Origin of the sequence: Mesobacillus subterraneus, from assembly GCF_003937825.1 — a bacterium.
Taxonomy (GTDB): Bacteria; Bacillota; Bacilli; order Bacillales; family Cytobacillaceae; genus Mesobacillus; species Mesobacillus subterraneus.
Map to the genome: position 1 here is coordinate 309,782 of NZ_RSFW01000002.1, position 20,256 is coordinate 330,037.

Genomic DNA, 20,256 nt, shown 5'->3' on the forward strand with positions numbered 1-20,256 from the left:
AAACTCATAAATTCCCTATTGGTCGCGGAAAATAAAATCAACCAATTTGATGAAGCATAGGAAGGGATTATGATGAAACCAATACAGGCAGTAAAAGCATTAATTGCAATGGTTTTGATTTCGGCTGGGACTGCCGGCTGCTCATTTGGAAAAACCACTCAGGAGAGCAGGGCATCTATGATCCAGTCCGTCAATCCGGCCCCTGGTGCGACCAACGATTTTAATCATGAAAAGGTCGAGCTGGCTGAAAAGGTGAAAAAAGACATCCAGGCATTTGAAGAACTCTATGACGTCGCAGTTATTGCCGGGAAAGAAGATACACTGGTCGCTTATAAGGTGAAGCATATGAAGCGATTTGGCATGAAACGAATCGAGAAAGAAATCAATAAAAAGCTGGAAAAAAATTATCCAGGCGAAAACTTCATTGTTTCCAGTGACTTCAAAATTTTCATAGAGGCAGTGGAGCTGCAGGAAAAAATGAAGAATCCGGCCTATCCGGAAAAGAAGGCGGAAAAACAGCTGCAGAAGATCATCTCATTGAAAAAAGAAATGACTTAAGGAGGGATGGGTGAGATGGGAGATAAACAAAAACAAAAGCTGACACCAGAACAGCAGCAATATCAGCAACTGGAACAGAAACATGAAATAAAACGCCCGGTTGTTAAAAATTGCTTTAAAGCTTTTTTGGTTGGCGGGCTGATTTGTACAATTGGACAGGCGATTACCTATTTCTATATCTATTTCTTTCATTTCACCGAACAGACAGCAGGGAATCCAACTGTAGCGACGATGATTTTTCTGTCGATGCTCCTGACAGGCTTCGGAGTCTATGACCACATCGGACAATTCGCCGGGGCAGGCAGCGCCGTACCGGTGACCGGATTCGGGAACTCGGTCATTTCCGCGGCGATTGAACATCGTACAGAAGGATTTGTGCTTGGTGTCGGCGGCAATATGTTTAAACTGGCAGGAAGCGTCATTTTGTTTGGTGTTTTTGCTGCGTTTGTGGTCGCGCTGTTCAAAACTTTGCTGACAATGATGGGGGTGCTGTAAATGTTGATTGGCAGGCAATCATGGGAATTTATGAATCGCCCGGTCATTGAATCCTGGGGAGCCTCGGGAGGTCCCTTTGAGGCAGAAGGAAAACTGGCAGCTGATTTTGATGTACTACATGATGATCTATGGATGGGGCAGGACTCCTATGAAAAAGCCCATAGAGTTTTGCTGGAAGAGGCAATCAAAGCCGCATTGCAAAAAGGGAATTTTAACAAGGAAGACATGCAGTTTATGCTTGCAGGCGATTTGATCAACCAGATTACGCCTACAAGCTTCGCAGCGAGGACGCTGCAGATTCCATATTTCGGACTCTTCGGGGCATGTTCAACTTCGATGGAGGGTCTGGCACTCGCTTCATTTATTGTGAATTACCAGGGTGCCAATAAGACGGTGACCGGTGCCTCAAGCCACAATTCGGCCGCGGAAAAACAATTTCGCTATCCAACAGAATATGGCGGGCAAAAGCCGCCAACCGCTCAATGGACGGTCACTGGTGCCGGTGCAGCTGTCCTGACGGATAATCAGGATAAACAGGGAAAGATAGTGACAACTTCAGCAACCATTGGAAAAGTAGTAGATATGGGGCTCTCCGACCCATTCAATATGGGAGGAGCGATGGCACCGGCGGCAGCTGATACAATCATATCCCATTTTAAAGATTTGAACCTTGATCCATCTTATTATGATTTAGTTGTGACAGGCGATCTTGGCCGGATAGGACAGGCTACTACATATGATCTATTGCAGCAGGCTGGCCTGAAGATAACGAAGGAGCAATTCCAGGATTGTGGCTTGATGATTTACAATGAAGAACAGCCTGTCCAATCAGGAGGAAGCGGAGCGGGCTGCTCTGCATCTGTCCTGTACGGGCATTTGCTTAATCAGATGTCCAAAGGAGAATACAGGAAAATCCTTGTAGTGGCAACAGGTGCGCTGCTTTCGCCTCTGTCTTTCCAGCAAAAAGAGAGCATCCCATGTATTGCCCATGCCGTATCAATTGAAATGAACTAGAAGGGAGGAATCACCTTGCTGCCAATGTTTTTTTGGGCATTTGTCGTCGGAGGTTTAATTTGTGTTTTTGGCCAGTTGATGTTTGACATTGCTAAATTGACACCTGCACATACAATGAGCCTGCTTGTCGTGTTGGGAGCTTTATTGGATGGCTTCGGGCTTTATGAACCCCTTATTGATTTCGCTGGTGCGGGTGCAACGATTCCGATTACCAGCTTCGGCAATTCGCTCGTGCACGGTGCGCTTCAGGAAGCCGAGCAGCACGGATTGGTCGGTGTCCTGACAGGAATGTTTGAAATCACGAGCTCCGGTATTTCCGCAGCTGTCATATTCGGTTTTATCGGTGCCTTGCTATTTAAGCCAAAAGGTTGATTCTATAGGGGTCAAGGGATGATAAAATGCCAGATATTTTGAGGACCATCATTCGATCTATTCTACTGATTGTTGGATTATTCATCATTACGAAGCTTCTCGGAAAAAAACAGTTGTCCAGTCTTTCATTTTTTGAATACATTGTCGGCATCACTGTAGGAGATATTGCAGGTACTTTAGCCATGGATCCTGATTTAAGCTTAAGGGACGGAATTGCCAGCATGATCATCTGGTCATTCGTCCCTTTGGGTATTTCGATGATTTCTTTGAAGAGCAGGGCTTTTCGCAATATTGTTGAAGGCAAGTCGACGACCTTCATTGAAAACGGGAATATCGTTGAGAAGAATCTGCGCAAGGAAAAATACAGCATTGATGAACTCCTTGAACAGCTTCGCAAAAAAAGTGTTTTCAAGGTAGCAGATGTAGAGTTTGCTTCACTCGATTCCAACGGTGAATTGAGCGTATTATTGAAAAAGGCGAAACAACCTTTGCGTTATGAAGATGTATTGAATCACAAGGTACACGATGCTGCCTCGGTTGCCGTCATAATGGATGGCAAGATTATTGAAGAGAATCTGCGGCAGGCTGGCTTAAATAAAATCCAGCTGTATGAAAAAATCCAGGCATGCGGGTATGAACAAGAACAGGTTTTTTATGCAGAAATGGATCCAGATGGAAACATGAACGTTGACCTTTATGATGAATTTCTCACCGCCCGGTTCCCGGATTTTGACCGTATATAACCTGAATCTGGCCGTTTTATCAATATGGTTGGGGGCTCGCCCATACAAATCGAATAGGCCTTACATATATTGCTAATGAGCAATAAAAAGTGAGGTGAAGAAGAATGGGCTACGGTTGGTGCGGAGGCGGCTACGGCTACGGCTACGGTGGTAGCGGCTATTACGGTTCCACTTTCGTTTTGATTGTCGTATTGTTCATTTTGTTGATTATTGTAGGAGCAAGCTTCTACAGCTAATTGAAGGCCAGGAAAAGCCGTTCCCTTCCAGAACGGCTTCTTCTGCATCTTTGAATGGGCTTCTTTTTCACCTTTTTCAGCTTCCTTCATAGTATAAAGAGTAGCTAATGAAGGAGGCGTGATTTTACATGGATAATAATTTCTTCAAGAATATAGAGAAAAAGACTGGCGTTAATATGAAGGATGTATTTGATCTTGCAAATTCATTGCAAAATGCGAATTTCAAAGATGAGAAAACGGTCAGAGGCGTCATTAGGCGTGTCTCTCAAATGGCCAATAAGCCTGTAAACAAGGAAATGGAAGATAAGATCGTCGAATCCATTGTCAAGGACGGAAAACAGCTCGATTTTGGGCAGATTTCCAAGATGATCAATAAAAAATAAACCAAAAAAGCCAAAACAGGTTCGGAACTTAAAGTCCGAGGTCCTGGTTTGGCATTTTTCTTTTCAAATTGGATAGAAAACGGGAGGCATTCGCTTTTCTTCCGCGTCTTTTTTGGGGAACAGATATGAACAGATTCCTTTCTGCGCGGGTCACAGCTACGTAAAGCAGCCGGCGTTCTTCCTCCAGTGGCAGTGGATCGCCATTACGGTAGGCATCCAGTGAATACTCATGGGGAATACTGCCGTCTACAGTACCGATAATGTAGACATTCTCATATTCCAGACCTTTTGCACGGTGAATAGTACTCAGGGTAATCGCGTCACTGGCATTTTTACTGCTTCGCTTAATTTCGGCATTCATGGCTGTCATATGGTCCGCGTGATCGAGGAATTCCGCTACCGTCTTGAAGTTCCGGGCAGCTACCTTCAAATCGCGGATATCATCTGAACCTTTTTCCAGCTGATTGCCTTCATTGCCACGCTTTTTTATGAAGTCCTGATAACCGAGGTCCTTTTCAACAATGTCAATGGCTGTCACTGGACTAAGTGATGTAAGAGACCGGACGATCGGGATGAGTTTCTTCAACTTTTGCTCCTGGAAGGCAAAGCCGGTTTTCACGTGGACAAGTGCTTCAAGCATCGAGCAGTCATTCAGGATGCTGTTCGCCTGCAAATCGCGGAAAACAGATTGTTTCAGGAACAGGGAAGGAAGAATATGCTTGATGGCTTCAGAATCATCCTGATTCAGGCTGAGCCGTAAAAACGACAGCATTCCTTTAACCATGAAGCGCTCGTAAAAGGATTCAATATCCTGGTCGACACGGAAAGGAAGGCTTGAAGTGGCAAGTCTTTCGAATATGGCCCGGCTCGCTGCATTCGTCCGGAACAGGATCGCGAAATCACCCGGACGAGCGCCTTTTTCAATCCGCTCTTTTATATCCGTCACAATCATCGTTGCCTCTTCTTCCTCATCGTATGGATGGAAGATGACAGGGGAGCATTCTCCGGCAAACTGAGCCCTCATCTCTTTTTCATGGCGTGTCAGGTTAGCTGAGATGAGCGAGTTGGCAGTCTCAACAATCTCATGGGGCGATCGATAATTCTGGTCAAGGATAATGAGCCTTGTCTTCTTGAAGTCTTCCTTGAACTTGAACAAATAAGCAGGGTCGCTGCCGCGGAAAGAATAGATCGACTGGTCATCATCCCCCACAGCACAGACATTGCCGGTTTTCCGGGAAATCATTTTTACCAATTCATATTGGACCTTATTAATATCCTGGAACTCATCGATCAACATGTACTGAAACCGATTTTGATAGAGTTCGAGAATTTCAGGCTGCTCTTTCAGCAGTTTATAGCAGCCTAAGAGCATATCATCAAAATCAAATAAACGCTGCCGTTCTTTTGCAGATTCATAGTCTTTATATAGTAGTGCCACTTTTTCTTCCCATGGAGACGCAGGCTTAACTTCATTTGGAGTGCACATCATGTTTTTCCAAAGGCCGATCTGCTGAAGGGCGAGATCATATGCAAACTCTTTCTCATCAAGGTTGAGCCTTCGTCCGGCCTCCTTTAAAATCTGCTCCCGCTGCCAATCTTTTTTGATGAGCTTGTCAGAAGACCACTTTTCCCGTTCATGGAAACAAAGGATGCGATAGAAAATACTATGGAATGTGCCGGCGACAAGCTTGTTCACTTTAGCTGGAGTCATTCCGGGATAATGGGTGATCCGATTCTTCATTTCAGCGGCTGCTTTTGCAGTGAAGGTTACAAGCATAATCGAAGCGGGATCTATCTTTTTTTCTTCCAGCATGAATGCTGTTCTGGCAGTTAGCACTCTAGTCTTGCCGCTCCCAGCTCCTGCAAGAATTAACAGTGGTCCATCAATGCTGACCACAGCCTTTTCCTGATTGCCGTCAAACTGAATGCCAGAGTCCGAAAGCTGCTTTAAATAATCCATCTTTGTTAAAGGTTTTATAGGGGGAGAGGGGATAAAGGGTGCTGGAATATTAATTTCCCTGGGTGAAGCGAACTTGACTTCCTTTTCCGCCTCCATCGTAATGGATCTGGATTTAGGGATGCGGAAGCCGTTTCTCTCTATATATTCCACATTCTCTTCCCGCTGGACGGGTATAGAAGACTTTATATTTTCTATGCAGTCTTCCTTCGGAGTGAGGTGGTGATAGAAATGTGGCTTGTTTTGGATTCCAAGATAAAGCCTGACCGGTTCACCGCAAACAGAGCATTCATTTATCCCTTTTTTGCTGTCGTCATAGAGCTTTTGATAATCCTCACGATTATATTCATCAAGGCTTATTATTTGCTTATTGTACCTAGCACTCTTCATGTTAATCCTCATTTCCGTCCAAAAATAGCACAATCCTTATCATAACAGAATAAGATTTATAGAAAAAGAGAGTTTCAGATCAAACATGAGGTCTCCACTTAAAGAAAAATTTGCTAATTTCTCGTTTGGTACGGACAAAAAGAGGGAAAAGGATAAGAAGGTTATAGTGAGATAAGCATTCAATCAGTTAATAAAGCTTGGGGGATATAAAAAATGGGATACATTCTTCCAGTGACAAACTATCAATATATACAATATGCAGAACGTGAAATCGGAACGGATTACGATCCCTTCTTAATTGGCAAGGTATCAAGAATTCGCAAGGAAGACCCTGTGCAAAAAGGCCAGGATCAACAAGAGACCACTTTAGCGATGGGGACGAAGAGAAAAGAACAACAGCCTGTGGCACGGATGCAGTTGGCTGCTTCTGACATTGGGTACAAAGCGTCAGACAGAGTTTACAAAAAAAGAGTCAATCCAGTGGTAGTCAGCAGAACATATGCTGAAATCACAGGGAAAGGAAAGCACTACAGCGAGTCCATTTAACTCGGCTGGAGTGCTTTTTTTTGCAAACTAAAAGCTCCTCATTAAGAGGAGCTCGTGTTTAAATGTATTTTTTCATGGTTTTATGTGGTATACCTGCATCCATAAATTCTTCTGACACGGTATCATATCCAAGTTTGCTGTAGAATGGGATTGCATGTGTCTGAGCGTTTAATTTCAAGGTGCCAACCCCCTGGGACTTGGCATATTCCTCGATTTTATTCATGACAGCGACGCCGACTCCCGTTTTGCGGTTTTCCTTCAAAACACAAATACGCTCCACCTTGCCAACTCCATCCAGTACACGGAATCGTCCGGCACCAGCAGGCTTTCCTGCATCGTCATATAATACAAAGTGGACGGATTCAGATTCGAATTGATCTATTTCTTCTTCTTCCGGCACATTCTGTTCATGAATGAAAACGGTCTTGCGCACTTCAAATGCATCTGCTAATTCTTGTTCATTTCCTGCGATTTTTACTTCCACTTAAGTCTATTCCTTTCCAAGTCTGAATGTTTCATATACTGTCCAGGAACCATTATCCAACTGGTACAGTAAATGAATTCTGTCTGCTAAATCTTCGAAATCCACTGCAGTCATCCTTAGTGAGCCATATACGTCGGAATGTTCATCATCTGACATCTTTTGGCCAATCGTGATATGCGGGACGAAATTGTATTCCTGATTCCCGTCGAATGCAGAATTAAGCTCATTATGAAGGTTTTCCAGTTCTTCAGGAGATTCAACCTTCAAATAGATAACGTTATTCACCGGCTTAAAAGAGCCAATCTTGGTGATCTTGATATTGACCGGGTCAAAGTTTTTTGCGATTGAATGAATCTTGTTGGCAATTTCTTTGATTTCTTCTTCAGTGGCCTCGAATGCGGACTTCAAGGTAAGATGCGGCGGAATCAACGCATAATGCGGGTCATAGCGCCTTCTTAGTGAGTTAGCGTAGTCCTGGACTTTTTTCGCTGGAAATATGACAATACCAAATTTCATCTCAATACCTCCGTTTCAATAGTATGGTGCAGTAACCGTAATTTGAAGAAAACCGAAAATATGATTTACCATTCATTATAACAAATTTTCAAAATATATAATATATAGAAGTGTTGTTTTTAAGTAAACATTCGTTTTATAGCTCGTTTGAGGTCAGGCTGCCAATAGGTCCATGTATGGTCACCATCGAACTCATCGTAAAAGTAAGAAAAACCTTTTTCCTTAAATATACCTGAAAGCTCACGGTTAGGTGTCAAGAAGTCATTATTGCTGGAGGATGATGTCTTAACGGACGTTTCCTCTTTCCCAATTGTGTGGTAAATATTCAGCAAGGCTGGCTGATTGAAATGTTTAACAGCCGAAAATACATCATCATTTACATATGGTGACTGGAGCAGCACTCTGCCAAACGTATGCGGATAATTCAATGCTGTAAGCAAGGATACAGTCGCTGCCAGTGAATCGCCAATCAAGGCCCGTCCCATCCCCATTTGATAGGTTGGATATTTCTCATCAAGGTATGGAGCAAGCTCATGAGCAAGAAAGCGAATATATGCCTGGTGCTGTTCTCCTTTTGGGTGATATTTTCGCCTTCGATCTTCAACAGATTCATAAGGAATTCCTACAATGATGACGTTTTCAATTTCCTTTTTGCCAAGAAGCTCATCTGCCACCCTGCCGATCCTTCCCAGCTGGAAGTAGTCCCGGCCATCCTGCGCTATCAGGACAGAGTATTTATATAAGGGAGAATAGTTGGCAGGAAGGTATACCAGCATGGTCACATCTTCCCGCAACTCCTTGCTTTTGAGTGTGATTTCTTCAATTTTGCCCATTGGATAATCCATTTATTTACCCTCCAAATCAATCATACTATTCCTATTATCTTTTCCACAAACCGATTTTAGCATATGTGTTTTGAAAAAGCTTATATGGAAATCTATTTATATCGGGAACGGGAACCTGCCATTTAAGTAACATGTTTGACAATTGTGTGAAGTGATAGGTAAGATTAAGGTGAAGCATTCTATTTTATAACAAGGGGGAATTCTGATGAAGAAAAGAAAGTTTCTTTTGTTCACCACACTAATGTTAGTGCTTTCAATGGTACTATCTGCATGTGGCGGCGGCTCAGACGAAAAGGGCGGCGAAGGACAAGGCGATGGAAAATCAGCTGAAAAACCAAAATTCATGAGCATCCTGACTGGTGGGACAGGTGGTACATACTTCCCATTGGGCGGATCTTTTGCAAAAATCGTTTCAGAAGCAACTGGGGTTGAAACTAATGCTGAAACAACAGGTGCATCTGCAGAAAACATGCAGAGCATTAAGGACAACAAAGGTGAAATCGCCTTCACGCAAACTGACATCGCTTCCTATGCAACGGAAGGAAAGCTGATGTTCGACGGAAACAAAATTGATAATATCAAGGCAATTGGTACTCTATACCCAGAGACAATTCAAATCGTTACAACTGAAAAATCCGGAATCAAGACAGTTGAAGACCTTAAAGGCAAGAAAGTTTCCATTGGGGCCCCAGGCTCTGGTACAGCTGCGAATGCAGAGCAAATCCTTGAAGTATACGGCCTGTCACTTTCTGACATCAAGAAGCAGGATTTAAGCTTTGACGAGTCAGTAACAGGAATCAAAGATGGCACAATCGATGCCGCTTTCGTAACTGCTGGTACACCCACAGCTGCTGTTGAAGAACTCTCAGCTACAGAAAAAGTCGTAATCGTTCCTGTTGAAGCTGATAAGGCTGATGCGCTGATCGAGAAATATCCTTATTATGCTAAGGAAGTCGTACCTTCTGGCACTTACAAGCTGGCTTCAGAAGTTCCAACAGTTGCTGTTCTTGCAATGCTTGTTGTAAAGTCTGATCTATCTGATGAACTTGTCTACGACATCACAAAGTCGATTTTCGAGAACCTTGATCAAGTAACACACGCGAAAGCGAAGCAAATCAAGCTTGAAAATGCTTTGAATGGCGTCGGTATTGACGTTCACCCTGGTGCTCAAAAGTACTTCGATGAAAAAGGTGTAAAAGCAGCACAGTAATAGATTGACCATGACCGGGCAGTGTCCTTCCAGGACGTTGTCCGGTCAATTCATCTTTAAAGAGATAGCTTTTCTCGCATTTGGGGAAAGGTTAAACAGGATCATGCACCGGTGGAATATTCCGGAATGATAGACCGCATTTCCAATCGGTCTATTTTTACTGTATGAATTGTATTTCTCCAGGAGAGACATTGGACAGGCGAGGCTAGTAATATGAAAATGGACATTTGTAAAATAAAAATCTTCGTTCTGTTAACCCTCATTATTTTTTTTGCTATAATCTCAATTAATATTCCTTATAAAAAAGCTCTAGTTTTCCTTCAGCCAGAAAGAAATGATATACTCTGCTATGTACCGATTGACGAGGGAGAAACCTTTCAAATCAAGTATACGCATTCGATTCATTTAACGGATGTAATTGAAAAGTACAAGGTAACCAATACCGATCAAATCATGCAATATGAACTTGAATATGAAGATTTTGCAATTGGGATGCCATCCGACATTGCTGATGGTGAGCGCTTTGAAATGAAGGATGGCAAGTACTTCATCAAAAACATGAGCAGGGAATTTGAACAGTTCGACCTGAGGATTGGACAGGTCCGTGCAAACCATACCATAATGTATGACGGGATTACCTACCCTTTGTCAAATGCGATAGAACCTGGCAGCAGGGTTCGCATTAAGGTTAAGAAAATTAGTTTACTGAAGCAATTGGAAGGAGTGAACATCCTTGACGAAAGATGAAGAAATGATTTCTCAAGAAAAACAGCAAGAGCTTCTGGAGAAATTTGATCCAGAAGCCGCAACAAGAAAATTGGCAGGTATTATGGGATGGGTTGTTTTCTTCGGACTGCTGGCATTCTCATTATTCCAGCTTTATACCTCCATCTTTGGTGTGCTGACTGCACAGCTTCAGCGTTCCATTCACCTGGGATTTGCGCTGGCATTGATTTTCCTGCTGTTCCCGGCGAGGAAGAAGAATCTCAGGGCTAAAAAAGTAGCATGGTATGATCTGCTCCTGGCCCTGATCGCCGTTGCGGTTGGTGCATATTGGCCGCTTATGATTGATGAGCTGGTCAATCGTGTCGGACGCCTTACCCCTACAGATTTTTATATTGGGATTGCCGCAATTCTGCTGGTACTGGAAGCAACACGCAGAACAGTTGGATTGCCGATCACGATCATTGCGGCATTGTTCATGACATATGCCCTTTATGGACCGTATATGCCAGGGTTTCTCGCACATCGAGGGCTTGATCTTGAGTCACTTGTCCAGACAATGTTCTTTACGACTGAGGGGATCCTTGGTACTCCACTGGGCGTTTCCTCAACGTTCATCTTCCTGTTCCTGCTATTTGGAGCGTTCCTGGTAAAGACGGGTGTAGGTCAATATTTCAATGATCTCGCTGTCGCGGTTGCGGGTAAAAGTACAGGAGGACCGGCAAAAGTTGCGATTTTCTCCAGTGCGCTTCAAGGGACGATCAGCGGCAGCTCGGTTGCTAACGTTGTGACTTCCGGGTCGTTCACGATTCCAATGATGAAGAAGCTTGGATACCGCAAAGAGTTTGCAGGTGCCGTTGAAGCAGCTGCATCGACTGGCGGTCAGCTGATGCCTCCAATCATGGGTGCAGCGGCATTCCTGATGGTTGAGTTCATCGGTGGCGGAATTACCTACTGGGACATTGCCAAAGCAGCAACGATCCCGGCCCTGCTCTATTTTACAGGGATTTGGATCATGACGCATTTTGAAGCGAAAAGGGTCGGACTTCGCGGCCTTAAGGACGAAGAAATGCCAAACAGGAAAGAAGTCTTGAAAAAGATTTATCTTCTATTGCCGATTCTGATCGTCATCATTTTGATGGTCAGTGGAATGAGTATCATGCGTGCAGCGCTATGGTCCATTCTTTCTACGATTATCGTCAGTGCTTTCAACAAAGCGACGAGAATCGGTTTTAAAGATGCGATCGATGCACTTGTTGATGGTGCCCGTACCGCATTGAGCGTTGCGGCAGCAACAGCAGCAGCAGGTATCATTGTCGGGGTAGTAACAAAGACAGGCCTTGGTCTCAAGCTTGCCAATGGTTTGCTTGACCTTTCAGGCGGTTATTTGATTCCGACCTTGATGCTGACAATGCTTGCGGCCATTGTACTGGGTATGGGTTCGCCTACGACGGCAAACTATGTCATCACCTCGACTATCGCTGCTCCTGCCATCATCTTGCTCGGTGTGCCGGATCTGTCAGCTCACTTGTTTGTGTTCTATTTCGGGATTATCGCTGATATCACGCCTCCAGTCGCTCTTGCGGCCTTTGCGGCTGCCGGGGTTTCCGGCGGGGAACCGCTGCGGACTGGTGTGAACTCGGCGAAACTGGCAATTGCGGCCTTCATCATTCCATATATGTTCGTGTTGTCACCACAATTGCTGATGATTGATACGACATGGTATGAATTAATCTGGGTTGTCTTCACGGCTATTTCAGGTATGCTGGCGATCGGTGCTGGAATCATCGGTTACTGGCTGCGCAAGCTTCAGTGGTGGGAAAGAGTGCTGGGGATTGTAGGCGGAATCATGCTGATTTATCCGGAAGGTATGACAGATATAATTGGTCTGGGTATCTTCATTCTGGTAGTTGCACTGCAAATTCTTGTGAAGGATAAAGGTGAGGCTGGTCCAAAGCCTGCTAAGTCATAAGATAACGGTCCTTACCTTGATAGTAGCTTGATTAAAAGAGAAGGAGTCCTTTTTAAAGGGCTTCTTTTTTTAGCTGGTTTTTAAAAGTCGTTGTTTTTCAGGCATGACAGAAAGAATGTTTTCTAATTTGAACAGCCTGTCATCATTGCGAAGGAAGCAAAAAGCCTTAAAATAGCTGCCGCGCATTTCTTTCACGATTATTCTTCGCTGGGTAATCTGATTATTTGCGGCAAGATAGATCATTTCCACAGGAATATGTTCCTTAAGGGACCTTGCAAGAAGTGCATTCATGGTTAATCCTCCTTTTCATGATAATCTTATTATACCCGAACATTCGTTCTTTATTCGATAAAAACAGAACTTGTGTTCGTTGTTGTTTCCGTATATTAGTTTCCATAATAAATGGTATAATCAGGAAAGATGAGAGATGACCAAAAGTGATTTTTATATAATGGAGGGAATATCTTGGAAAACGAGTTACTTAAAACTTTTGATGAGGAAGGCAATGAAACAGGAATTGAACAAAGGTCTGTGGTGCATCAAGCAGGACATTGGCACGAGACTTTTCATTGCTGGTTTGTTGAGAGTCAGAATGCAGGAACCTATCTCTATTTCCAGTTGCGCAGTTCGGTAAAAAAAGACTATGCGAATCTATTGGATATAACAGCAGCAGGGCATATTTTGTCAGATGAAAGTCCGGCAGATGGTTTAAGAGAGGTGGAAGAGGAACTGGGAATCACTCTGGCATTTGACGAAGTGATTCCATTGGGTCTGATAAAGGATGAGCTAGTAAGCCCGGCGTTTATCGATCGAGAGCTGTGCCATGTCTATTTATATGACAGGCAAGTTCCATTAGAAGCATTTAAGCTTCAGAGAGAAGAGGTTGCAGGTATCTTTAAGGTGTGTACCAATGATTTTAAAAAGCTGTGGTTTAGGGAATTGAATGAAATAGAGGTTGCAGGATTCATAATAAATGATTTTGGTGAGAAAATCCTGCAAACCAGGACAGTTGCCAGGAGAGATTTTGTTCCACATGAAGATTCTTATATTGAGAGTGTGATCAAAGCAATCGACAATTTAATTCTTAAAGATTTGTAAAAAGTGATTGACATTGCGACCATTCCGTATTATATTTATTAATGTCCTCATTGAAGGACAAACTCATTAACGATTCCGTAGCTCAGCTGGGAGAGCGCTACCTTGACAGGGTAGAGGTCGCTGGTTCGATCCCAGTCGGAATCATACGCAGAAAAAGTCGGCAACAGTTTATCTGTTGCCGACTTTTTTTTATGGTCATTATCCTTTTTTTGCTGGTCTTACATTCTATTTGGCGGTACGTGATGCATGACTTCAGGTAAAGTATTGTGTATGTGGGGAGGGGCTGGCTTCAGTTTCGGCTTTGGACCGTATGGAACAGGGTTTTGGACGTACTGGAATGTTCCCTTGCCATCCATGCTTGGTCCGCTTGCCCACCTGCCTGCAGCACTCTCATCTCCTTCAGAAAGGTTGAAGAGAACGTATGAAACCTCTTGTTTTTCGAGGTTTCTCGGGAACGTACTTGGTACCACGACGTTTTCTTTTGCTTCCAGTTCCTTGATCGCGGCAATCCATTGGTTTTGATGCATCGTGTCGCGTGCCAGCAGCCATGATAGCATGTCCCTGACGCCACGGTCTGTCGTTTCATAATATAACCGGGCTACCTGAAGCCTCCCCATGGATTCTGCAGTCAAATTTGCCCGAAAATCAGCCAGCAGATTGCCGCTCGCTGCGATATAATCTGCAGTCCAGCGATTCCCTACACTGTCAGCAGGCATTGCCCCTAAGCCCGATACGATGACATGTTGAGGGTTCATGCCTCCAAGGATTGCTTTGATCATCGGGTCCTTCGCGGCTTCCTCCTGGGCTCCAACAGGGGCACCATCAAGCAGTCTTGCGATCATGGTGCAAAGCATTTCAATATGTGCCAATTCTTCTGTGCCTGTATCCATTAATAAATCCCGGTACTTTCCGTCTCCTCGGGTATTCCATCCCTGGAATAAATACTGAAGCGCGACAGAAATCTCTCCGAATTGTCCGCCAAGAACCTCTTGCAGTTTCTTTGCGTAAACTGGATCGGGCCTCTCTGGCTTAGCCTGGTACTGCAGTTCTTTTCTATGGTAAAACATCTTATTCCTCCCCTAAACGAAAAAGTTCACTCCAAAGTTATATTATGGGATTAGGCAGAAATGGAAACTTGAACATTGCATTCGCTCTCATCATGCTGATTCGATTAAAAATCATGAATTTACTTAGCTGTAAATATGATGAGAAGGAGGGACTGTGCTGCAAATATCTACGGATTGTATTAGTGACAATTTTGGAAAAGGGAGGGACGATGATCTTCTTCACAAATAGACCAGTTCAATCGCCGGTTGAGGAAATCAAGGCCGAGTTGCAAATGTTGAAAGCTGTCAGCATATCTAAGAACCTCTCTAAGACCGAAGAGACCATCATATGCCGCATAAAAGAGAGAACTAAAGAGCTGAACCTGAACAATATCACCAGAACAAAAGCCTATCTGGATTTTTATCAGCGTCACCCGGAGATACACTGGGCATTCCTGGCTCATATGGTCTCACGCAACGGTGGATGGAGCATGACAGACCTCAAGGGTGAGCTATTATCCAGATTGCTAAGCAAAAAGGAGAAAGTATCTTATTTTTCATTTCTGGAAAGGGGAAACTGGCTGATATTTCAGGATGCATACCCACAGCTTCTTCTTTACGAAGAGAGCCAGAAAAGGAAAGAGCCATTGTTTAAATTGCTCGGTCCATTAAATATTTCAATCTTTATGGAGGGAATGTGGAACTACTATTGGAAAAGGCAGGATTCAGCCCTGCTTACCATTGGGTTGATCGTTAACGAACAGAATTATATCCAAAACCGAGTCATTCAAAATCAGCTTTATATGAAGGGAGTATTTGATACTTTTGAGTTTGAGATACAGGATCTACTATCTTTTAATCAAATCCTGTTCCCATATAAACTTTACGGGGCGACACGTCTCGCGGGCCAAACGGTCAACCAGTTTAAATCTCTGGATGAGCGGATTCAATTAGGGAAGAGGTTATATGCCATTCTCTTCGACCACGATGTTTTAAGTCATGCCGTAGACTGGGCATTAGTGCATCCCCATACAGCTTCCCGCAAGGATTACTGGCCAGACATCTTTAATGATGTCAATGAAGGGATCCCCAAGCTGAAATACCAAATCAAATTGAGTGCGTGCAAGAAAAAAAGCGGAGCGAGCAGAATTTTCAGCCCCGCACTTATGAACGCATGGAGAGACGTAAAACATGAGGAAGCAGCACCGGGGGATTGGTTTAAAAGCTTTAAAGTATTAGAGAATCTCCATAAAGTGGAAGCTCCCCAAGTTGGCAATATTGAATTTGACTATTGCAAAACTCTTGAGAGACTGGAACTGGCCGCTTTAGCCAAAAAGATTACTTCAATCATGGATTGATTGATTGCACCCCTTTCAGCATTTTTTCAATGCTGGTGATGCTGCCCTTGCCCTTTCTGTAAATCGTTGACCCAGTTGTATCCTAACTGGCTTCCGGCAATAAGATAGATTGTCAGAATGGCCAGCAGCAGACCAGGCTTGACGAAGTCTGATTTAGATTTTACAGAGGATTCCTTCCTGGAAAGGATGTTAAAAAGGAATAAGCCTGATAAAGAAATGGTCAAGAAAATATTAACGAGAATAAGTGTCTGATGGGGAGGGATCATCTCACCCAGCATTGCCCCCATCATACCGCCCATCATACCAGCCATCATTCCTTCGATCGCCGCAGATGTGCTGAACATGAAACCTATCAGGGTCCCGCTTAAAACGGCAATCAACATGGCAAGAAGTGTAGATAGGAATAAACTGCCTTGAAACACTGTGCCAAGCAGAATCCCGCTTGTTAAGCCTATATTCATCCCTATATACATGGAAATCATCATACCGGCCATGCCGGCAAGCTGTTTTTTGTACCATACTGCAAAAATGGCTGATAACAAGAGCAGTACCCCAAGTGAAAAAAAGACAAAAAGATTGTACAGGAACATGGTCAACCTCCTTTTCACCATCATATGAAAAAGGAAGACAACCAATGCGGAAATCAAGTCAGATAATGATAAAGAGCCCCAAAAATGTATTTTGGAGCAAGCTTTTATGATCCATAGTCACCCCGTAAGCTTTGGCCAATTGTTGTGCCGGATGACTTTGTAAATGGCCAGGCCGTCACTGTAATTTCCGTTCCCATAATCAACTGGAACTAAAGAAAAGGTCGCGAGCCAAACCGAAAAGTAGGAATAACGGACAAAAATGTCATGCGGTTCGAGTACTCCATAGGAAATGAGAAGGTTAAGCAATAATACCGAACCAAGGTTGAAAATGACTCCTCCAGCATGGACGAGAAAATGGGTAAGGCGATTGTTGAATTTTAACTCTTCATATTCACAAAATGCGTCCAAGAAATACATGGAATTTAAACTAAAGGGTCCTGTCTTGATAATTCTTTTTCCTCTGCCAAGGGAAAAGCTGAATTTTCCGCCGAATAACCAGGCGAAAAAAGAGTGTCCCAATTCATGCACGAACGATACAAAAGGATAAATGAACAAAAGGGCTAAAAGAAAACCCAAGAAGTCTGAAAAGCCAAACATAACTCAGATCCCTCCTTGGCTTATTATGAATCAATGTACAGGTTTTACCCCATGCTATAGCATATAAACGAGGTTTCATTCTGTAAATGTTTTCATGGTGGATTTTTGTTTTCCAAGTTTTCCAGTGACTGTTTTTGTTGGGTTTTCTTATGATGATCATAAAAAAACAGCTTGCAGACTGTAGTCTAGCAAGCTGTTTCCATCCCTTTTAAGCAGGGGAGTCAAGTTCGTCGTCTTCAATTCTTCTTTCTTGATGCTCTACATCCTTGCGAGCATTGAAGCGGTCGGCTTTTTCAAGTGTAACCGTGATGTTGTAATCTGGGATTCCGGCAAACTTCTCATAGCGTCCTCTTGGCAGCAGGAAGTTTCCTTCCGGGAAATGGACCTGGACGTTCCCTCTGGAAATGTCCACAAACTTCGCTCTGCCCTGGAATACACCGAATCCATTGTAAAGGACAATCCCTTCACCTTCAGCAATGCTAAGGTCCTGGGCATCATCTGCATTCATGAGCACATCATATCGGCCAGCCCCGTTTAGCGGGTCCACTTCGTTGTAGACCATGGAGTTGAATTGCTTGCCGCGTCGTGAGGTAACAATGAATTGGCCTTCCTTTTTCCCGAGTTCAGGAATATCAACAGGAATCAGATGTCCCTTGCCATCAGGGGTAGGGCAGATGCCATCTTCACATAACCACGCTCCGCCCCACTGGAAGACATCTCCAGCTTTTTCAAGGTGTTGGATTCCATCGTAGTTAGGGTTTGCTGCAGCGATTTCATTCCTGATTTCCTGTGCGTCCTTGAAATCCACCAGATGTGCTGTTTCTGGCTTAACTCGCTTTGCCAGGTCAATATAAATCTTCCATTCCGCCTTTGCTTCTTCGACTTGGTTCTTATTTCCTTCAATTTCAGGACTGAAATAAACCATACGCTCTGTAGAAGTGGAGGTTCCGCCGCCTTCTTGTTCGTATCGTGTTTTAGCAGGAAGGAGGATGACGGCTTCTTTCGCATCAACAAGAGTGGAAGTATTTAATATGATATCCTGATGCACTCGAATTTCGAGCTGTGATAATGCTTTTTCCACGAAGTTTGGATCTGGCATGGTTTCGAGGAAGTTTCCGCCTGAAAGGTAATACATCTTGATCTTTCGCTCGTGGTCTTCAGGCAGCAGGATATTTTCAAGAGTGACTCCTACGATGTCACCTTGCCATTTTGGCAATTCAAATCCCCATAGGTCTTCAATGCGCTTTATATTCTCTCCATAAAAATCCCCGCCAGGAAGGACGAAAGGATCCGCTCCCATTTCACCGCTTCCCTGAACAGAAGAGTGGCCGCGGAAGGGCATTAAACCAGCATGCTTTCGGCCCAGATGACCTCGAAGCAGAGCAAGGTTTGCCACTTGAGAAATGTTGTCGGTTGCGAATGAATGCATTGTGAGTCCAAGCGCCCAGGCATATACAGCATTCTTACTGTTGGCAAGCAGTTCTGCCAATTCAATAATGCGCTCTTTGGATACTCCTGAAGAAGCTGCGATATCTTCCCAGGAATGTTCCGTCACCTTTGCTTTTAATTCTTCGTAGCCATTTACATGCTTTTCTACAAAGTCATGATTGATGGCAGAACCGTGCATGCTTTCCTCCATATCAAACCAATGCTTCATGATTCCATGCATGAAAGCGATATCGCCACCGATATTGACCTGATAGAAATCATCTGCGATTTTCGTGCCAAACAGGGCAGACTCTGGATTTGAAGGTATCCAGTATTTATCCATCGCAGGTTCTTTATATGGGTTGATGACGATGATTTTTGTTCCCTTTTTCTTTGCTTCGAGCATATATTTTGATGAAACAGGTGAGCTGTTTGATGCCACGCTTCCCCAGAACAATAAGACATCGGTGCCAATCCAGTCCTGGTAATTTGAAGTTGATGCCCCAACCCCAATCGAACGCTTCAATGCTGTTTTAGATGGGGAGTGGCAAATCCGGCTGGCATTGTCAATATTATTCGTACCAAGGAATCGGGTTACTTTTCCTGCTACATAATAAGATTCATTTGTGATTCCGCGGCTTGTTAAGTAAAAGGCATACTGTTTTGGGTCAAGCTTTTTCATTTTCCCGGCAATCATGTCCATCGCCTCGTCCCAGGTAATACGAGAAAACTTTCTTTCGCCTTTTCTGCGGATCATAGGGTAGGGGATACGGCCTAGTTTACGCAATTCAGTGCTGTCATATTTTCTGAGTTCATCAATATCTGCGTGCAGGATTTCAGGTTTGATCGCTCCGATCGTATTCAGACGGAGAACGTTTAATCGAGTTGTACAAATATGCGGGCCAGTCAAGGTCTGATCGTGAAGACCGGATACCCCAAGTGCACAACCGTCACACACACCTTTCGTGAGAATATTGGCCGCGTAGCCAAAATTATCTTTATTGTCCCAAAGGGTTTTTACAGTGTCCCTGATATGTTTAGGCTTTACCTTCCCGAGACCGAACGGGATGGGACTTACCCAATGCTCTGGGGCCGGCATAGCCGATTTTTTCTGTGGTCCTGGATGTATTGTTTTTCCCACTCTATAACACTCCCATTACGAAATCTTTAAGTCCATTAAAAAACCACCGTAAACCTGGAGCGATTGCTTCAGGTTTTTAACGGTGGTTAGTCTTTAGCAGGTTCGCTGCCAAGTGCCATACCTATTCGCTGCAAAATTTTGCTTGTATATCCTCGTCGAAAACGAAGATCGACATACCGAAATCACGGTCTATATCTATATCCACAAAGAGTTCGACAAGTTTGCAGCCGAGGAATTCTTCCATTTCTACCGGTGGGTTTTTCCGGTACATTTCTTTCACCATTTCAGTTCGTGCTGCTCTTAATGCCTGTTTACCTTCATTTGCTGAAGCGATAAACTTCTCGACTGGTGAAAGATTGCCTTCCATTTCACAAATAGCCCACTTTTTGCAAAACGTCGTTGTAATTTTGCTCGGGCCTTTACCCATGTGTTTTTTGCGGAAGGAGCGTACTATATTGCTGAACTCTGCCTCGTATTTATTCATGATATCCTCCTGCCAATATACAGGCTATAAGATGATTGGTATTTTACCATACGATCAGGCAATAAAAAAG

General features: G+C 43.8%; 23 protein-coding genes and 1 tRNA gene. 14 read left to right on the forward strand and 10 right to left on the reverse strand.

The window, feature by feature from the left end; all coding sequences use genetic code 11:
- Positions 1–69: 69 nt before the first annotated feature.
- The 7 genes from EJA10_RS01955 to spoVIF all read left to right on the forward strand — a co-directional run bounded on the left by EJA10_RS01955 (position 70) and on the right by spoVIF (position 3,801).
- On the forward strand, positions 70–558 hold the full coding sequence (locus EJA10_RS01955) for a YhcN/YlaJ family sporulation lipoprotein (RefSeq protein WP_246017641.1): 489 nt from the start codon (positions 70–72) through the stop codon (positions 556–558).
- A gap of 15 nt (positions 559–573) precedes the next feature.
- Positions 574–1,053: a stage V sporulation protein AC gene (gene spoVAC / locus EJA10_RS01960; protein ID WP_125478304.1), complete on the forward strand. Its 480-nt coding sequence runs from the start codon at positions 574–576 to the stop codon at positions 1,051–1,053.
- Entirely contained in the window at positions 1,054–2,067 is a 1,014-nt protein-coding gene (gene spoVAD, locus EJA10_RS01965; protein WP_125478305.1) for a stage V sporulation protein AD, read from the forward strand.
- A 15-nt stretch (positions 2,068–2,082) separates the two neighbouring features.
- The gene (gene spoVAE / locus EJA10_RS01970; protein WP_125478306.1) at positions 2,083–2,439 is read left to right on the forward strand and encodes a stage V sporulation protein AE; all 357 of its coding nucleotides are present in this window, start codon (positions 2,083–2,085) and stop codon (positions 2,437–2,439) included.
- A gap of 26 nt (positions 2,440–2,465) precedes the next feature.
- Positions 2,466–3,182 carry a DUF421 domain-containing protein gene (locus EJA10_RS01975; protein ID WP_125478307.1) on the forward strand — a complete coding sequence of 239 codons (717 nt, stop codon included), beginning with the start codon at positions 2,466–2,468 and terminating at the stop codon, positions 3,180–3,182.
- A gap of 104 nt (positions 3,183–3,286) precedes the next feature.
- A complete protein-coding gene (locus tag EJA10_RS01980) occupies positions 3,287–3,418 on the forward strand; it encodes a YjcZ family sporulation protein (RefSeq protein ID WP_125478308.1) in 132 nt (43 codons plus the stop codon).
- 128 nt (positions 3,419–3,546) lie between these two features.
- On the forward strand, positions 3,547–3,801 hold the full coding sequence (spoVIF, locus tag EJA10_RS01985; protein ID WP_125478309.1) for a sporulation-specific transcription regulator SpoVIF: 255 nt from the start codon (positions 3,547–3,549) through the stop codon (positions 3,799–3,801).
- 28 nt (positions 3,802–3,829) lie between these two features.
- Here spoVIF and EJA10_RS01990 read toward each other — a convergent pair whose 3' ends face one another.
- Complete coding sequence (locus tag EJA10_RS01990) at positions 3,830–6,148, reverse strand: UvrD-helicase domain-containing protein (protein ID WP_125478310.1); 2,319 nt, start codon at positions 6,146–6,148, stop codon at positions 3,830–3,832.
- 213 nt (positions 6,149–6,361) lie between these two features.
- On the opposite strand from EJA10_RS01990, the gene EJA10_RS01995 reads away from it, so the two are divergent.
- Positions 6,362–6,694 (forward strand): hypothetical protein, encoded by a 333-nt coding sequence (locus tag EJA10_RS01995; RefSeq protein ID WP_125478311.1) that lies wholly within the window; start codon positions 6,362–6,364, stop codon positions 6,692–6,694.
- 58 nt (positions 6,695–6,752) lie between these two features.
- Here the strand turns inward: EJA10_RS01995 and EJA10_RS02000 are convergent, their stop codons facing one another.
- From EJA10_RS02000 to EJA10_RS02010, 3 genes are all read right to left on the reverse strand, one after another.
- A complete protein-coding gene (locus EJA10_RS02000; RefSeq protein ID WP_125478312.1) occupies positions 6,753–7,178 on the reverse strand; it encodes a GNAT family N-acetyltransferase in 426 nt (141 codons plus the stop codon).
- Positions 7,179–7,184: 6 nt separating this feature from the next.
- Entirely contained in the window at positions 7,185–7,694 is a 510-nt protein-coding gene (locus EJA10_RS02005; RefSeq protein WP_125478313.1) for a YjcG family protein, read from the reverse strand.
- Between the two features lie 119 nt (positions 7,695–7,813).
- Positions 7,814–8,539, reverse strand: coding sequence for an alpha/beta hydrolase (locus EJA10_RS02010; RefSeq protein ID WP_125478314.1), 726 nt, complete (start codon positions 8,537–8,539; stop codon positions 7,814–7,816).
- Positions 8,540–8,744: 205 nt separating this feature from the next.
- Here EJA10_RS02010 and EJA10_RS02015 point away from each other — a divergent pair, with 205 nt between their 5' ends.
- From EJA10_RS02015 to EJA10_RS02025, 3 genes are all read left to right on the forward strand, one after another.
- Entirely contained in the window at positions 8,745–9,749 is a 1,005-nt protein-coding gene (locus EJA10_RS02015; protein ID WP_125478315.1) for a TAXI family TRAP transporter solute-binding subunit, read from the forward strand.
- A 213-nt stretch (positions 9,750–9,962) separates the two neighbouring features.
- Positions 9,963–10,496 carry a DUF1850 domain-containing protein gene (locus EJA10_RS02020; RefSeq protein ID WP_246017642.1) on the forward strand — a complete coding sequence of 178 codons (534 nt, stop codon included), beginning with the start codon at positions 9,963–9,965 and terminating at the stop codon, positions 10,494–10,496.
- Between the two features lie 4 nt (positions 10,497–10,500).
- Positions 10,501–12,444: a TRAP transporter permease gene (locus EJA10_RS02025; RefSeq protein ID WP_125478367.1), complete on the forward strand. Its 1,944-nt coding sequence runs from the start codon at positions 10,501–10,503 to the stop codon at positions 12,442–12,444.
- Between the two features lie 69 nt (positions 12,445–12,513).
- Here the strand turns inward: EJA10_RS02025 and EJA10_RS02030 are convergent, their stop codons facing one another.
- Entirely contained in the window at positions 12,514–12,735 is a 222-nt protein-coding gene (locus EJA10_RS02030) for a hypothetical protein (protein WP_125478316.1), read from the reverse strand.
- Positions 12,736–12,909: 174 nt separating this feature from the next.
- Between EJA10_RS02030 and EJA10_RS02035 the strand changes: the two genes are divergently transcribed.
- Both EJA10_RS02035 and EJA10_RS02040 read left to right on the forward strand, forming a co-directional pair.
- A complete protein-coding gene (locus EJA10_RS02035) occupies positions 12,910–13,542 on the forward strand; it encodes an NUDIX hydrolase (RefSeq protein ID WP_246017643.1) in 633 nt (210 codons plus the stop codon).
- A gap of 71 nt (positions 13,543–13,613) precedes the next feature.
- A tRNA-Val gene (locus EJA10_RS02040) sits at positions 13,614–13,686 on the forward strand.
- Between the two features lie 74 nt (positions 13,687–13,760).
- Here EJA10_RS02040 and EJA10_RS02045 read toward each other — a convergent pair.
- Entirely contained in the window at positions 13,761–14,609 is an 849-nt protein-coding gene (locus tag EJA10_RS02045) for a manganese catalase (protein ID WP_125478318.1), read from the reverse strand.
- 209 nt (positions 14,610–14,818) lie between these two features.
- On the opposite strand from EJA10_RS02045, the gene EJA10_RS02050 reads away from it, so the two are divergent.
- Positions 14,819–15,946: a DUF2515 domain-containing protein gene (locus tag EJA10_RS02050; RefSeq protein WP_211340517.1), complete on the forward strand. Its 1,128-nt coding sequence runs from the start codon at positions 14,819–14,821 to the stop codon at positions 15,944–15,946.
- A gap of 26 nt (positions 15,947–15,972) precedes the next feature.
- Here the strand turns inward: EJA10_RS02050 and EJA10_RS02055 are convergent, their stop codons facing one another.
- The 4 genes from EJA10_RS02055 to EJA10_RS02070 form a co-directional block, all read right to left on the reverse strand.
- Positions 15,973–16,536: a hypothetical protein gene (locus EJA10_RS02055; RefSeq protein WP_125478319.1), complete on the reverse strand. Its 564-nt coding sequence runs from the start codon at positions 16,534–16,536 to the stop codon at positions 15,973–15,975.
- 117 nt (positions 16,537–16,653) lie between these two features.
- Positions 16,654–17,133: a hypothetical protein gene (locus tag EJA10_RS02060; RefSeq protein WP_125478320.1), complete on the reverse strand. Its 480-nt coding sequence runs from the start codon at positions 17,131–17,133 to the stop codon at positions 16,654–16,656.
- 208 nt (positions 17,134–17,341) lie between these two features.
- Positions 17,342–19,702 carry an FdhF/YdeP family oxidoreductase gene (locus EJA10_RS02065; RefSeq protein ID WP_125478321.1) on the reverse strand — a complete coding sequence of 787 codons (2,361 nt, stop codon included), beginning with the start codon at positions 19,700–19,702 and terminating at the stop codon, positions 17,342–17,344.
- A 121-nt stretch (positions 19,703–19,823) separates the two neighbouring features.
- Entirely contained in the window at positions 19,824–20,186 is a 363-nt protein-coding gene (locus EJA10_RS02070; RefSeq protein ID WP_125478322.1) for a Na-translocating system protein MpsC family protein, read from the reverse strand.
- Between the last annotated feature and the right edge of the window lie 70 nt (positions 20,187–20,256).

Excerpts from the sequence above, each read along its gene's own strand:
- EJA10_RS01955 (WP_246017641.1), top strand. The coding sequence starts at position 70 with ATGATGAAACCAATACAGGCAGTAAAAGCATTAATTGCAATGGTTTTG.
- spoVAC (WP_125478304.1), top strand. The coding sequence starts at position 574 with ATGGGAGATAAACAAAAACAAAAGCTGACACCAGAACAGCAGCAATAT.
- spoVAD (WP_125478305.1), top strand. The coding sequence starts at position 1,054 with ATGTTGATTGGCAGGCAATCATGGGAATTTATGAATCGCCCGGTCATT.
- EJA10_RS01975 (WP_125478307.1), top strand. The coding sequence starts at position 2,466 with ATGCCAGATATTTTGAGGACCATCATTCGATCTATTCTACTGATTGTT.
- EJA10_RS01980 (WP_125478308.1), top strand. The coding sequence starts at position 3,287 with ATGGGCTACGGTTGGTGCGGAGGCGGCTACGGCTACGGCTACGGTGGT.
- spoVIF (WP_125478309.1), top strand. The coding sequence starts at position 3,547 with ATGGATAATAATTTCTTCAAGAATATAGAGAAAAAGACTGGCGTTAAT.
- EJA10_RS01990 (WP_125478310.1), bottom strand. The coding sequence starts at position 6,148 with ATGAAGAGTGCTAGGTACAATAAGCAAATAATAAGCCTTGATGAATAT.
- EJA10_RS01995 (WP_125478311.1), top strand. The coding sequence starts at position 6,362 with ATGGGATACATTCTTCCAGTGACAAACTATCAATATATACAATATGCA.
- EJA10_RS02005 (WP_125478313.1), bottom strand. The coding sequence starts at position 7,694 with ATGAAATTTGGTATTGTCATATTTCCAGCGAAAAAAGTCCAGGACTAC.
- EJA10_RS02010 (WP_125478314.1), bottom strand. The coding sequence starts at position 8,539 with ATGGATTATCCAATGGGCAAAATTGAAGAAATCACACTCAAAAGCAAG.
- EJA10_RS02015 (WP_125478315.1), top strand. The coding sequence starts at position 8,745 with ATGAAGAAAAGAAAGTTTCTTTTGTTCACCACACTAATGTTAGTGCTT.
- EJA10_RS02020 (WP_246017642.1), top strand. The coding sequence starts at position 9,963 with ATGAAAATGGACATTTGTAAAATAAAAATCTTCGTTCTGTTAACCCTC.
- EJA10_RS02025 (WP_125478367.1), top strand. The coding sequence starts at position 10,501 with ATGATTTCTCAAGAAAAACAGCAAGAGCTTCTGGAGAAATTTGATCCA.
- EJA10_RS02030 (WP_125478316.1), bottom strand. The coding sequence starts at position 12,735 with ATGAATGCACTTCTTGCAAGGTCCCTTAAGGAACATATTCCTGTGGAA.
- EJA10_RS02045 (WP_125478318.1), bottom strand. The coding sequence starts at position 14,609 with ATGTTTTACCATAGAAAAGAACTGCAGTACCAGGCTAAGCCAGAGAGG.
- EJA10_RS02050 (WP_211340517.1), top strand. The coding sequence starts at position 14,819 with ATGATCTTCTTCACAAATAGACCAGTTCAATCGCCGGTTGAGGAAATC.
- EJA10_RS02055 (WP_125478319.1), bottom strand. The coding sequence starts at position 16,536 with ATGTTCCTGTACAATCTTTTTGTCTTTTTTTCACTTGGGGTACTGCTC.
- EJA10_RS02060 (WP_125478320.1), bottom strand. The coding sequence starts at position 17,133 with ATGTTTGGCTTTTCAGACTTCTTGGGTTTTCTTTTAGCCCTTTTGTTC.
- EJA10_RS02070 (WP_125478322.1), bottom strand. The coding sequence starts at position 20,186 with ATGAATAAATACGAGGCAGAGTTCAGCAATATAGTACGCTCCTTCCGC.